Below are 13,609 nucleotides of genomic sequence, written 5' to 3' on the forward strand. Positions count from 1 at the left end.
GATTGTGTAAAAAGAAAGCAGTAAGAATGATTTTAGAATCTCGCTTGGCTTTTGTGCTAAAAATACTCAATACAAAGATTTATGTGTAAATTTTTTTTACAAATACTTTAATTAATGGGACATATTATTTTTTTGGAGAGATGAATTTAAATGTAAGTTTTATAATTTTTTTATTAATGTATTTATGCAATTATGTAAATAAAAATATTGCTCAGGAGTAAATATGCGTTTTTATCTAATGCTTCCAGCTTTAATTATAAGTGCAAATTTAGCCAGTGCTTATGATACTACCATTATTTATAATGGAGATAAACCTATTTTCAAACTTGATTTTTACAATAAAGGAGAAAATGTAACCTTTTTTGGGGAAACCCAAACCTCTCCTTATACTTTAAGCGAAGTCCAAAAAATGAGATCATTCGTGCAACTCAATTTTGGGCTAATATTATAGGTTCTCATGCAATTAACTCCGAGCCTATTCCTATAAGTGTAAGCACTGATAATATTGCTAATGCTAATGCATCTTCTTATGATTTCTTTCCTAATCCTAATATTTAATAGAGTGTTGCAAGGAGAAAGCATAGATGCTATCAGACAAGAGCTATTAGATGGTGAATTCTCTAAGGATGATGTAGAATATATAGGACATATCAATATGGGAACACTTGATTGGTATATAGCTTCACATCCTACTACTCTACCTAAAAATGGAGATCAATTTGAAACTTTCTCAACTTTTACTCACGAGCTTTTCCATGCCTTGGGTGTGTTATCCTTGACTTATGATGAAGAGACTTCAGAAACCTTTTTTCAAGATTCTTTAAATAGTTTTAGTAGTCACTTATAAGAATTCTAGAATTCCTTAAAAGCTGGTGATTTTAGAAAATTACATATTAATGCTATTTGCCATATCTTGATTTTGATGAAGGACGCTAGCTTGTTTTTTGGCTTTGATTAGTTTAAATGCCACCCAGACAATCTGAATAGGCAAGAAAAGACCCCAAAAAATACCAAGAACCGCAAGCTTGATGATTTTTATAAGCCACCAGCCACCAGCATTTGTGTGTAGCATAAGGGCATCATGCGTCTCTCCAGCCAAGCTAGTAAAAGTACCTACAAAGATTTTTAGTATATTTGCCACACACCAAGTGCCTATCATAGCTAGCCCTGCTGTGTCTCTATTTTCTGCCGTGTAATATACATAAAGCCCCACCACAAAGAAAACAGCCAAATAAACAAGCTGTATGCTAAGCCACCTGACCTCGCCTTTTGCGTTGCTTGCTTGCGCGCTTGCTTCTTTTTTAGAGCAGTTTAGACAAATAGCTTTATTATCTCTTGTATAAAGTGCGTTTTGAACGCAGTCTTTACAAAGTCCTACCCCGCAATCAACGCAAGTCGCCACAGCACCTATATTTTCGTGATAAAAACAATTCATTGTTTTCTCATTTTAACTAAAAATTCGGTGCTATTTTAGCAAAAAAATAAGTCAAGAGTTTTTTAAAAGATATTTTGAATAATTAAATAAAAAAGCCTATGATATTAATGGAGTAAAGGCTCAAGAAGAGATGCGAATAGTTCAAACCTAAGAAGAGGTAGAGGAAGCTGGCAAAAAAGAGATAGTTTTCTTGGCTGATGGAAACTCTGTTAATAATGATAGCCTTAGCAATGCTTCGGGTCATGCTTATTTTAAAGGAGAAAATGTCGCAGAAGTTATTAAAGATGTTATGCTAGGTTATGATAAAGTAAATGGCATACCCATTAATGGATGGGAGGCGGATGATTTAGATATGAGTCATATCGAACTTGATAATTCTTTGATGAGTCATCAAAATTGGCGCAATTACCTTTTTTATATGGAAGCAGAATTAGCCTTGCTTCAAGACCTAGGCTATGAATTTGATAGAAAGCTTTACTATGGAGATTCTATTTATGAAAGCAATCTAAATTGGCAAAGCGATCATGGTTATTATGCTAGACAAGATGGCAAATGGCTTGTAGGGGAATATAATCCAACAGAATATGGAGTGGGTTTGCATATTTATGGTAAAAATAATGCAGCCACTCAAAGCCATGATATCCTATCTAATGGTATAGCTGCAAGTGGTATTCGCATAGATGGAGCTAATAATGCATTGACTATAGCCAGTGGCACTAGGATTCATGCTTTGGGCGATTATTCTAATGCTTTGTTAGTTGTCTATGGTAAAAACCATATTATTAATCATAATGGGGAATTAAAAGCCACAGGTAAAGAGGGTATGGCTATCAATATAGATTTTGGAGGTAACATTTTGGGCAATGTTCAAGAATACCGTGGTTCTTATATGCATCAAATATCTGGTAGTAATCAAGACGATCTTGCGCGTTACAATCCAGATGGAGCCTTGGTTAAAAGCTTAAATCTTAGCTCTAATAGCTCTACCATAGGCTTTTTAACTTCCATTTATATAGCTGATAATGCTTATGTAGAAAACATTAATATAAGTCAAGGTGCTAAAGTAGAAGGGGATATTATTTCTAATTGGAATCCTAATAATGATTAAGTTATCAAACGACAATAAAGGTAAGTATTATACAAATCTTAATTTTGGTTCCACTAACTTATCAAGAGCTACTTTCAATGCCTTAGATAATGCTTGGAATATTAAAGCCAATATTCTAGGCTATGATAGCTTTAAAATGAATGTTAATGAGAATGTTAATCTACAGGGTAGTGCCTTTGTTTATGATTTAACAAATAAAGCCCATTTCGCTCTGTTAAAAGCAAAGATAATGTTAATCCTTCCGTGTTGTATATTAAAAATGATTTTACACAGAATCAAAATGCCGCTCTAACCGCAGGTATTAATGCTAAGGGGCAAAGCCAAGTATATGTGGGAGGTAATGCTAATTTAGAAAGAATTAGCAGTAATTCAAAACTACACTCCTTATGCTAAAAATTCAGGCGATATTTCTTTAGGCTATGCTTTGAATTCTTTAGTGCAAAATGGAAAAAATGAAGATATTGCTTTGCTTTTTGAAGAACTAGATTTTACTAGAGATACGCAAACTATTTCCCAAGGTTTAAATAATCTGAACGCTAATATTTATTTAGATAGCGCCAAAATTTCTCTAGATTTCCAAGAAGAACTTAATAAAGAAATTTTAGGTGATATAAGAAGGGAATACTCCAATGAATGGCAAAGCTTGGTAAGCCCATTTGGAAGCTATCAAAGCTCAAGGGCTAATGGGGATTTTAATGCTTATAAGGGCTATGGAAGTGGAGTAAAAATTAAAGCTATAAAAGAATTTGATCAATCTATTTTAGGGTTTAATGTAGTGTTAAATAATAATGATATAGATATAGATGATACTTTGGCTAATACAAAAACCACAGGGGTTTATGCAGGTGTTTTTTCTAAATATGATTTAGAGGATTTTTATCTTTTGGGAAGTTTTAGAGTGGGTTATGAACACACTAAGCTTAACAGAAATGTAAATATAGGAGCTTTTAATTCAAGTTATGATTCTAAGTTTAATTCTTATCTTACTAGCGAAATGTTAGGCGTAGGTAAAAGTTTCAATTATCAAGGAATAAGCTATGGACCTTTGGTATATATAGAACATAGTTTTTTGCATCGCTTAACTATTGATGAAGAAAATCAAAGTTCTACAGCTTTAAATATTGATTCTAAAAACTTCAATGCTTTAAATTCATTTATAGGGTTTGATGTAAATTATGAAAAAATTATCAGCAATAAAGCCATTATGAATTTTTCTTTCTTGGGTGGTTGGAATCATTATTTCTTGGATTATTTAAAAAATAATGCTAGTTTCAAAGGCGCAAGTTCAAATAAATTCTATGCTAAAAGCAAACTAAGCAATCAAGATTCTCTATACTTGCAAGGAGGAGCTGATTTTACTTATAATCAATTTTTCTTTACAAGATTGATGCTTTCAAGTGATATTAAAGATAATACAGACTTTAACACCAAGCTTGAAATAGGGGTTAAATTTTAAAATATAAGAAAATAAAGCCTTATAATATGGCATTATTGGACTTTATTTATGTCTTTAAAGCTCAAATGAATATTGGAATATTTGGAAAAATAAGAGAGAATCCAAATATAATGGCTCTCTACAAGTTAGGATGCAATTTATTAGTCAGACTCTCAAACTCCCACACTTTAAGGTTAAATATCCAAATAACACGAAAAATTTATTGATTGATATATAGGTATTTTAATTATTTTTGATACATGACATAAAAGCAATACAATAAAATGAATAATGACTAAATAATTAATAAAATTCGCAATACCTTGCTAACTATTAATTTATTTCATAAGCTCTGATTATGGGATTTTATTTGTTGAAATTAAGTAGTGGTACGCCCAAGAGGATTCGAACCTCTGACCTACGGCTTAGAAGGCCGTTGCTCTATCCAGCTGAGCTATGAGCGCATTTGGTACCAAAGGGGGGACTCGAACCCCCGACCTCCGGCTTATGAGACCAGCGCTCTAAACCAGCTGAGCTACCTTGGCATACCAAATAAAAAAGAAATGCAATTATACTCTTTTAATTTTAAAAAAAAATTAATTTTTAAATTTAACAAGAGTATTTTTTGGATTTTTTATAATGATGGTTTTAGTTATTTAAGGTTTGGGGGTGGGGGATATTTTTTGAAGTTTGTGGTGTAAATTTTGTAGAATCAGTAATACTAACTCATTGTATCAATTTGAAGATTCCCTAGATGAATGGCGTGAGAAAACTCTCGCAAGATTCTTTGGGTTTTGGCATCTTGATTTTTTTGCATAATATCATTGTAGTTGGAGGAGAGATTCTTATTGTAACTTTTTGTGTAGATTCCATCGAGATGATTGAGATTGTTTTGGAATTCTTGTGCGATTTCCCCCCATCCCTCTTGTGTAATTCCTAAAAACCATTGAATTTGATTTGATTCTTGGGGGTTTTGTAGAGTCTTTTCTCTTTGTTCCACTCGCTCTACACTTGCACTTAGATTCCCCGCTCTTGTTAGGATTTGTGCTACAGAGATTTTTTCATTAGGGGACATTCCCGCAGTTACTCTCTCAAAGGCTAAATATTGTTCATCACTCATTAACTCTAAGCTTATCATTCCGTAAGTAACACGCTCTTTTTGTAATAATTCCTCATTGTTGTTTTGAAAATCGCTTTCTCTAGATTGTATTTTTTGAGTAGCACCTATGGTGTTAGAATCGCTAAGTAAGCGATTAGCCTCATTAATAATTCCTCCTAAATTTCCTAGATTCCCTAAACCTTGATTGATTATCACTCACAAAATCCTTACAATTTTTTTGTAAGCAATTCAAGCAAAAATGATTCCAAAAGTTATTTTTAGGCATTCAAAAAAGAAGTTTTTTAAAATTTATTTTTAGTAAAGCACCTATAAAGGAATTTTAATTTATTATTGCAAATAAAATTTAAGCTTTTGAAATTCTTTCAGGACATTTTTAAGGATAAGGTTTTGGAAAAAATACTAGATATTATTGAGGGAATTTCCTATGAAAAAGGACTCCCTATTGAAAGTGTTATGGAGGTTGTCAAAGAATCGGTTATAAAAGTCGCACAGCAGACTTTAGATTCAAAGATTCTCTATGATGCAGAAATTAATAAAAAAAATAAAACTTTGCATTTATACCAAGTTATTAGTGTTTGTGGCGATGATGATGAAACAAAAGAAGACAAAGAACATTACATTCCACTCTCAGAAGCTAGGAAGCATGATGGTGAGATTAAGGTGGGCGATGAATTGCGTTATGAGTTGAGTTTGGAAAATATGAATCGCAGTGCTGTTAATACGCTATTTAGGGAGCTAGAATTTAGAATTCAAAGATTAGTTGAGACACAATTATTTGACAAATACAAAGCGCAAATTGGCAAAATTGTCAGTGGAAATGTGGTTAGAATTGATGATCTTGGAAATACTTTTGTGGAGATTGATGAGATTCGGGCTGTTTTGCCTAAAAAGAATCGGATTAAAGGTGAGGAGTTTAGAGTTGGTCAAGTTATAGGTGCGGTTTTGAAATATGTGGGGATTGATAAGCAAAATGGTATTAGCATTGAACTTAGTCGCACCACGCCCAAAATGCTTGAAGAGCTTTTAAGGCTAGAAGTTCCAGAAATCAAAGATGGTGAAGTGGAAATTGTGGCTTGTGCAAGAATCCCTGGAGAGAGAGCAAAAGTTGCTTTAAAAACTGATTCAATGAAAGTTGATCCTGTTGGGGCGACTGTTGGTGTGAAAGGTGTGCGTATCAATGCAGTCTCCAAAGAGCTAAAAAATGAAAGCATTGATTGTATTGAATTTTCAAACCAACCTGAAATTTATATCGCAAGAGCACTCTCACCTGCTTTGATTGTGAGCGTTGTAGTGGAGGATAAAAAGGCTGTTGTAAGTATTTCTAGCGAGCAAAAACCAAAGGCTATTGGTAAAAATGGAATTAATGTGCGTTTGGCTTCTATGCTGACGGGCTATGAGATTGAATTAAAAGAAATTGATCATGGCACTTTGGCTGATGGGCAAACAAAAGAGCCTGAAAAAAGTAATTTAGATATTCTTTCTTCTTTATTTAAAGAATAAGTTTTTACATTATTTTTAAAGGTTTTATGCGCTAGAATCGCATACTAAGACAAAGTATTTTAAGGTTTTTTAAATGATTAGTTTTATGCAAAAACACAAAAAGTATCTGGTGATAACTATTTGGGTAAGCACGATTGCTTTTGTTGGTGCTGGTTTTGTGGGTTGGGGGAGTTATGATTTTTCTTCTACAAGCAATGCCGTAGCAGTTGTAGGGGAGAATAAAGTTTCTATCAATGAAATGCAACGCGAATATTCTAGACTTTATGGTATTTATAATCAGCTAGTAGGTGGCACACTAGATGAAGAACAAGCCAAAAAAATGGGGATTGAAGAACAAGCCCTAAATAATCTAATCGTTAAAGCTTTAATGTTGAATTATGCCTATGATTTGGGACTAAGAGTAAGTAAAGAAGAGATTATACAAGAAATCACTTCCACAGAAGCATTTCAAAATAATGGGCAATTTGATGAACAAGTTTATAAGAAAATCTTACAGGAAAATCAGCTTAAACCAAAGGATTTTGAACAGAGCATTAAAGAAAACTTAATCCTAAAAAAACTTGATGCACTTTTAGATATACCACTTACACCCCTTGAGATAGAGACATTAGGTGCAGTGTATTCTATGGAAGATTTGGTGCATATTCAAGTGATTGATAAAAAAACTATTAATGTTAATCCAAACAATGAAGAGATTAAACGATACTGGGAAGAAAATAAAGATATTTACCAAACAGAGCGAGGATATGAGATTTCTAGTGTGTTTATTCCTTTGGATTCAGTTAAGATTCAAGAGAGTAATTTAAAAAGTTATTATGAAGATTTTAAGAATCAATTTTTGGATTCTGAGGGGCAAATAATCCCTTATGAGAAAGCTAGAGAGCAAGTGAGTGAGAAATATAAAGATGCTCAAGCTCAAAAAGAAGCTCTAAAAGAATATATTGCTTTGCGAAAAAATGAAAATCCTAAGGCAGAAAATTTGATTATTTATGAAGGAAATGGAGATTATGGTGCGGAGTTTATCAATCTTTTAAGTCAAGCTAAAGATCAAGAAACGCTAAAACCTATTAAAATCACTAAGGATAAGAAAAGTGGCTATATTACTGCTAAGATAACTAAAATTATACCTAGCAAACCCAAGCCTTATGAAGCAGCACAAGCTAATGCTAGAGAGGATTTTGTTAATGCTGAAAAAGTGCGCCTTTTAGAAGAGAAAGCTACTCAAAGTCTAGAGTCTTTTAAGGGTGTTGATGTGGGTTATGTTGGTTATGGAGAAACAAAAGCTTTAAAAGGTTTAACCAAAGAAGAATCACAGGAATTCATTCAAGAGCTTATGAATAGAAAGGAAGAAAAAGGCTATATTTTGCTAGGAAATAAAGCAATTTTATATAAAATCTTTGATCAAAGGGTGAAAAATTCTGCTATAATTAGCCAAAATTTAGACTTTCTAATACAAAATGGGGTACAAATTAAAGCAAGAATGGTCGAAAAAGAATTCTTGGATTATTTATCAAAAACTTATAAAATAGTTAGAAAAATCTAAGGAAAATAATGGAGACGAATTATAAAGGAAGCGAATTGGAGCAGGTCATACTAGGAATCGACATAGGTTCTACTAAAATTTGTGCTGTAATTGCAAATTGTAGGGAAGGGATTCCGCATATTATAGGGACTGGATTTCATAAATCGCAAGGCTTAAAAAAAGGGACAATTACTAATATTGAACAAGCGAGCCGAGCGATTAAAGAGGCCGTCAATGATGCAAAGCGAGTTGCAGGAACAACTAATAACAAAGCAATTGTTTCAATTTCAGGTGCTTATACCAAAAGCACAGATAATTCTGGAGTTGTGAATATACCTAATAACGAAATTGGAATTAAAGAGATTAATCGTGCTATTCAAACGGCTCTCTATAATGCAACGATTCCTAATGAATATGAAGTGATTCATATCCTGCCTTATAATTTTAAGCTTGATGATCAAGATTTTATTGATGATCCTATGGGAATGACAGGAAGCCGATTGGAAGTTTCTGTGCGAATCATTACCGCACAAAAATCTAGTCTAGGAAATCTTAAAAAAGCTATTAAGGCAGCAGGAATTGAGATACAAAATATTGTGCTTGCTTCTTATGCTTCTTCTATTGCTGTTTTAAGCGAGGATGAGAAAAATCTTGGTGTAGCATGTATTGATATGGGTGGAAGCACTTGTGAAATGATGATACATGTTGGAAATTCATTACGCTACAATGACTTTTTGGGGGTGGGTTCTAATCATATTACTAATGATTTGGCAATGGCATTGCACACACCACAAAGTATTGCAGAACGCGTTAAGATAGAGTATGGCGGATTGTTGAGGGCAGAAGAAGAATCGGGAAATCTAATTGAAATACCAAGCATTGGTGGAGATGACAATTCAAAACATCAAGTTTCTCTATCAACTGTGTATAATGTAGTTTATGCGCGAGTGGAAGAAACGCTAATGATTCTTGAAAAATCATTAGAAAAAAGTAATCTTAAAGAACAGCTTGGAAGTGGGGTTGTCTTAACAGGTGGTATGGTGCAGTTAGAGGGCTTAAGAGAACTTGCATCAGCTTTGTTTGGAATGCCAACAAGGATTGCCAAGCCAGTTGAGATAGATGGACTTTTTACGGATTTAAGGGGTCCGGAGTGTTCTACAGCCATTGGACTTATTTTATATGCCTCGGGAAAATATACAAACTATGAAATTGATTCAGAGAAAAGAATCCGTTATTGTAATGAAAAGCTAGAAGAGGGTGTAGGGCATTTTCACGATGGTATTAATTTGATGAATCCTCTAAGGGATAAAGCACATACGCCTAGCAGTCCTGTTAATAGTATTCCTAAGAGTGCTGCGGACATTAAGCAAGATCTTTCAGGAATCACAGAGATTAGAAAAATCACTACAAAAAATAACAATATTTTTGTGCAAATTTGGCAAAAACTAACACAAATGTTTTAATTTTGGGAAGGAGTAGATAAAGATGGTTGATGTTCAAGAAGTAAAACACGATTTTAATGCAAATATCAAAGTAATAGGTGTTGGCGGAGGTGGAAGCAATATGATTGGGCACCTTATTGCAACAGGCACTTATGATGGGATTGAACTTGCTGTAGCAAATACTGATGCTCAAGCAATTAGTACTTCTTTAGCGCCTGTAAGAATTCAGCTAGGTGCAAAACTCACCAAAGGTTTAGGAGCAGGCATGAAGCCACAAGTTGGTGAAGATGCAGCTTTAGAGAGTTATGAAGAGTTAAAAAAATTTTTAGAGGGCACGGATATTGTCTTTATCTCTGCTGGACTTGGTGGAGGAACAGGAACAGGAGCGGCACCTGTAATTGCAAAAGCCGCAAAAGAGGTGGGAGCTTTAACTGTTTCTATTGTGACTAAACCTTTTAGATGGGAGGGGCGCAAACGATCTGAATTAGCAGAAGAGGGTTATCGGAAGTTAAGAGCAGAGAGTGATTCTATTGTGGTGATTCCAAATGACAAACTTCTGTCTATTATTGACAAGAATCTTGGTTTAAAAGATAGTTTTAGAATTGTTGATGATGTTCTTGTAAGAGCAGTTAATGGTGTGAGTGGGGTGATTTTATCACATAGTGCAGGGGATATTAATGTGGATTTTGCTGATGTAAGAACCGTGATGAATCACAAAGGACTTGCCTTAATGGGTATTGGAGAAGCAAGCGGTGCAGATGCTGCTAAAGAAGCAGTAAAAATTGCCATTGAATCTCCTTTGTTTGATAATATGTCTATTAGTGGTGCAAAAGGCGTTTTGGTGCTTTTCTATCTTAATCCAGACTATCCAATGACAGAAATTTCTAATGCAATGGATGTGGTTTATGATAGCACTGATCCAGAAGCAGAAGTTATTTTTGGAACAACTACAGATGCAGCGGTGGAAAGAGATAAAGTAAGAATTACCATTGTGGCAACAGGCTTTGAAAAGGAAACTTCTCAAGCACAGACTACAAACAATGATGATAGCTCAACTTTAAAATTGGTAAATCCCAAGGATTTAAGTCAAAAAATCAATCAACAAACTTCATTGGTGAATGCTAAAAAGAAAGTAAGTGGTGATGACTTTGCTAATGAAGAATATCTAGAAGTTCCTGCCTTCTTAAGAAGACAAATGGATTAAAGGAAGTTTTTTCCTTTATTCCACTGTTACGCTTTTTGCCAAGTTTCTTGGCATATCCACATCATTTCCTAATCTTACAGAAATTTCAAGTGCAAAAATTTGAAGCGCGACCATCATTTCAAAGAATTCTTCCATATAATGGTGAGATTTGGAAATTTTAATCCAATCATCGCAACCCTCATAATATTCTGCGCTTAATGCACAAATCATCGCATCTCTAGCGCTTAATTCTTCAATATTGCTTTTGATTTTGTCATAAAGTAAGTTTTTTGGCATTAATGCAACACAGAATAATCCACTATCGGCTAAAGCAATAGGACCATGTTTCATCTCTCCACTAGGATAACCTTCTGCGTGAAGGTAGCTAATTTCTTTGAGTTTGAGAGCCCCCTCAAGCGCAAGAGGATAAAAAATATCTCTCCCAATAAAAAAGAATCCATGCCCATGTAAATAGCGCCTGGCAAGTCTTTTGATGCGTTCGTGCATTTTTTTATTAACTTCAGTAAAACGAGTGGCGTTAATCATTGTTTGGGCTTGTTGTTTGCATTCTTCTTTAGAGAGTAGATTTTTGGATTGCGCCAAATAACAAGATAAAATCCACAAAACCATTACTTGTGTAGCAAAAGCTTTGGTGCTCGCTACTCCTTTTTCGATTCCTGCTCTTGTAAGCAAACAAGCATCACTCTCCCTTACCATACTGCTATTATCAACATTGCAAATACTTATGGTTTTTAAATGGTTGTTTTTTGCTAGTTTTAGGGCTTCAAGTGTATCTGCAGTTTCACCACTTTGTGAAATAACAATAAATAGCTCATCTTTGTATAAAATAGGATTTTTATATCTGAATTCACTTGCAATTTCAACTTTGGTTTTGATTTTTGCTATTCGCTCTAGCAGATAGCTTCCCACAATAGCAGCGTGGTAGCTTGTCCCACAAGCACAAAGTGTGATGGAAGAAATATTATTGAAATCAAATTGATTAAGTTCTTCAAGGCTAAAGCTATCTTCACTAACTCTCCCCATCATAGTTTCTAATAAAACTTTATGTTGCTCATAGATTTCTTTTTCCATAAAGAAAGTAAATCCATCTTTTTGAGCAGAAAGTTTGTCTCCAGTTAGCTTTTTAATATTATGAAGCATTGAGAAGTTGTGAATATCCATTACACCTAAAGTGTTATCCTCAAGATAGCATACCTCTTTCGCAAGTCCTATTAGTGGAGCATCTGAGGAGGCAAAAAAGATTTCATCTTTTTCTCCCTTTCCTATGATAAGTGGCGATCCATTTTTGGCGTAAAAAACTTTATCGGGTGCCTTTTTTGTGATCAATAAGATAGCATAGGCTCCTTTTAAGTCAGCAATGGTTTGTTTAAAAGATTCTAGTGGATCGTCGTTTTTTTCTAAGTAGGATTCAAATAAATGCACGATGACTTCGGTGTCAGTTTGTGAAATAAAATGATGCCCTTCTTTTTGAAGTATTTCTTTGATGCTTTGGTAATTTTCAATGATTCCATTATGCACAACATTACTAAATTTTCCAAAATGAGGGTGTGCATTGGCTTCTGTAGGTTTGCCATGAGTAGCCCAGCGTGTGTGTCCAATGCCCACTCCAAAACCTGTTGAAGTGAAATTTTCACATTTTCTTTCTAAATTAATGATTTTGCCTACAGCCTTAAAAGTATGTAAAACTCCTTGTGAAAGCACAGAGATTCCAGCAGAATCATAGCCTCTATATTCTAATTCTTTTAAGCCATTTAGTAAAAGTGATTTTTTTTCATTATTGCCAATGTATCCAACGATTCCACACATAATTATTCGCTCCCAAAATTAAGTGTTTTATTGTGCCATAAAATGTGTAAATATAAGATAAAGAGAGGAAAGACAAGAAAGGGGAAGAGAGGCTAAATTTTTGCCTCTTCTCTTCTTTGAAGGTATTCCCAGCGTTCATTAACATCTTTTTGCCACTGCTCGATAATATGCTCATTTTCAGGTTTAAAAAGATGCTTAAATCTTGCTTGAGCACCAAGGTAATCACGCACAGGAACGATATTTTTAGGGCGGTAAGTGATTCTTAATTCGCGTCCATTGATGATTTCATAGAGAGGAAAAACTAAAGAATCGGTGGCTAAATCGCTCATTTCAATGGTTTGATTTGAAGGGAATCTCCACTCTGTGGTGCAGGCACTCATAGCATTGATAAAAGTTGGTCCTTCTGTCTCAATGGCAGTTTTGATTTTTTTGCTCATATCTTTCCATTTATTAGGGGCGACTTGCGCAACATAAGGAGATCCGTGTGCTGCCATAATAGAAAGTAGATCTTTTTTCTTGTCTTTTTTTCCGTAGCTAACGCGCCCTGCTGGAGTTGTTGTTGTAGAGGCACCAAGAGGTGTTGATCCACTGCGTTGTCCGCCTGTGTTGGCATACACTTCATTATCTAGGCAGATATAAGTAAAATCATGCCCTCTCTCAAAACAGCCGCTAATGAATTGAAAACCAATATCATAAGTTGAACCATCTCCCCCAAATGCTATAAATTTTGGTTCTTTATCACTATAAAGACGATTTTTTCGCTTTAAGGCTTTATACATTGCCTCCGCACCCGCAATGGCAGTGGAGCTATTTTCAAAACCAATGTGAATCCAAGGAACATCCCAAGAAGTGTAAGGATAAACAGCTGTGCTAACCTCTAGACAGCCTGTTGAAGTTGCAATTAATAAAGGATAGTTAGTAGCATTTAAAACTTCTCGAACAATGATTCCGTGTGCACAGCCCGGACAGAGTAAATTAGCACCTTCAAATCTTTCAGCTGCTTTTGAAAATTGTTTTAAATTTTTAATCTCACTCAT

10 protein-coding genes, 2 tRNA genes and 1 pseudogene are annotated in these 13,609 nt (G+C 34.4%); 7 read left to right on the plus strand and 6 right to left on the minus strand.

The features are described 5' to 3' along the window. Positions 1-223 precede the first annotated feature (223 nt). Positions 224-451 (plus strand): hypothetical protein, encoded by a 228-nt coding sequence (locus MKD52_RS02460; protein WP_242099136.1) that lies wholly within the window; start codon positions 224-226, stop codon positions 449-451. A 78-nt stretch (positions 452-529) separates the two neighbouring features. Beyond that, a complete protein-coding gene (locus MKD52_RS02465; protein ID WP_242099137.1) occupies positions 530-847 on the plus strand; it encodes a hypothetical protein in 318 nt (105 codons plus the stop codon). A 39-nt stretch (positions 848-886) separates the two neighbouring features. On the opposite strand, the gene MKD52_RS02470 is transcribed toward MKD52_RS02465, so the two are convergent. Then, a complete protein-coding gene (locus MKD52_RS02470; protein ID WP_242099138.1) occupies positions 887-1,435 on the minus strand; it encodes a hypothetical protein in 549 nt (182 codons plus the stop codon). Positions 1,436-1,538: 103 nt separating this feature from the next. On the opposite strand from MKD52_RS02470, the pseudogene MKD52_RS02475 reads away from it, so the two are divergent. Continuing rightward, a pseudogene (locus MKD52_RS02475) lies at positions 1,539-3,999 on the plus strand (autotransporter outer membrane beta-barrel domain-containing protein). 366 nt (positions 4,000-4,365) lie between these two features. Here the strand turns inward: MKD52_RS02475 and MKD52_RS02480 are convergent. The 3 genes from MKD52_RS02480 to MKD52_RS02490 all read right to left on the minus strand — a co-directional run bounded on the left by MKD52_RS02480 (position 4,366) and on the right by MKD52_RS02490 (position 5,293). Further along, positions 4,366-4,442: transfer RNA gene (locus MKD52_RS02480), tRNA-Arg, on the minus strand. A gap of 3 nt (positions 4,443-4,445) precedes the next feature. Next, a tRNA-Met gene (locus MKD52_RS02485) sits at positions 4,446-4,523 on the minus strand. 176 nt (positions 4,524-4,699) lie between these two features. Continuing rightward, a complete protein-coding gene (locus MKD52_RS02490; RefSeq protein WP_242099139.1) occupies positions 4,700-5,293 on the minus strand; it encodes a hypothetical protein in 594 nt (197 codons plus the stop codon). A gap of 192 nt (positions 5,294-5,485) precedes the next feature. Between MKD52_RS02490 and nusA the strand changes: the two genes are divergently transcribed. From nusA to ftsZ, 4 genes are all read left to right on the plus strand, one after another. After that, positions 5,486-6,598, plus strand: coding sequence for a transcription termination factor NusA (gene nusA / locus MKD52_RS02495; RefSeq protein WP_242099140.1), 1,113 nt, complete (start codon positions 5,486-5,488; stop codon positions 6,596-6,598). A 73-nt stretch (positions 6,599-6,671) separates the two neighbouring features. After that, positions 6,672-8,141, plus strand: coding sequence for a peptidylprolyl isomerase (locus MKD52_RS02500; protein WP_242099141.1), 1,470 nt, complete (start codon positions 6,672-6,674; stop codon positions 8,139-8,141). A 35-nt stretch (positions 8,142-8,176) separates the two neighbouring features. Continuing rightward, positions 8,177-9,583 (plus strand): cell division protein FtsA, encoded by a 1,407-nt coding sequence (ftsA, locus tag MKD52_RS02505; protein WP_242099897.1) that lies wholly within the window; start codon positions 8,177-8,179, stop codon positions 9,581-9,583. A gap of 22 nt (positions 9,584-9,605) precedes the next feature. Continuing rightward, a complete protein-coding gene (ftsZ, locus tag MKD52_RS02510) occupies positions 9,606-10,766 on the plus strand; it encodes a cell division protein FtsZ (protein WP_112057853.1) in 1,161 nt (386 codons plus the stop codon). Positions 10,767-10,781: 15 nt separating this feature from the next. Here the strand turns inward: ftsZ and glmS are convergent, their stop codons facing one another. Beyond that, positions 10,782-12,572: a glutamine--fructose-6-phosphate transaminase (isomerizing) gene (gene glmS / locus MKD52_RS02515; RefSeq protein ID WP_242099142.1), complete on the minus strand. Its 1,791-nt coding sequence runs from the start codon at positions 12,570-12,572 to the stop codon at positions 10,782-10,784. Between the two features lie 92 nt (positions 12,573-12,664). Further along, entirely contained in the window at positions 12,665-13,609 is a 945-nt protein-coding gene (locus MKD52_RS02520; RefSeq protein ID WP_242099143.1) for a thiamine pyrophosphate-dependent enzyme, read from the minus strand.

Origin of the sequence: Helicobacter sp. CaF467b (genome assembly GCF_022664765.1) — a bacterium.
Classification (GTDB): domain Bacteria; phylum Campylobacterota; class Campylobacteria; order Campylobacterales; family Helicobacteraceae; genus Helicobacter_D; species Helicobacter_D colisuis.

What these genes read in the sequence shown, in the direction of transcription:
- MKD52_RS02460 (WP_242099136.1), top strand. Translation starts at nt 224, where the DNA reads ATGCGTTTTTATCTAATGCTTCCAGCTTTAATTATAAGTGCAAATTTA.
- MKD52_RS02465 (WP_242099137.1), top strand. Translation starts at nt 530, where the DNA reads ATGATTTCTTTCCTAATCCTAATATTTAATAGAGTGTTGCAAGGAGAA.
- MKD52_RS02470 (WP_242099138.1), bottom strand. Translation starts at nt 1,435, where the DNA reads ATGAATTGTTTTTATCACGAAAATATAGGTGCTGTGGCGACTTGCGTT.
- MKD52_RS02500 (WP_242099141.1), top strand. Translation starts at nt 6,672, where the DNA reads ATGATTAGTTTTATGCAAAAACACAAAAAGTATCTGGTGATAACTATT.
- ftsZ (WP_112057853.1), top strand. Translation starts at nt 9,606, where the DNA reads ATGGTTGATGTTCAAGAAGTAAAACACGATTTTAATGCAAATATCAAA.
- glmS (WP_242099142.1), bottom strand. Translation starts at nt 12,572, where the DNA reads ATGTGTGGAATCGTTGGATACATTGGCAATAATGAAAAAAAATCACTT.
- MKD52_RS02520 (WP_242099143.1), bottom strand. Translation starts at nt 13,609, where the DNA reads ATGAGTGAGATTAAAAATTTAAAACAATTTTCAAAAGCAGCTGAAAGA.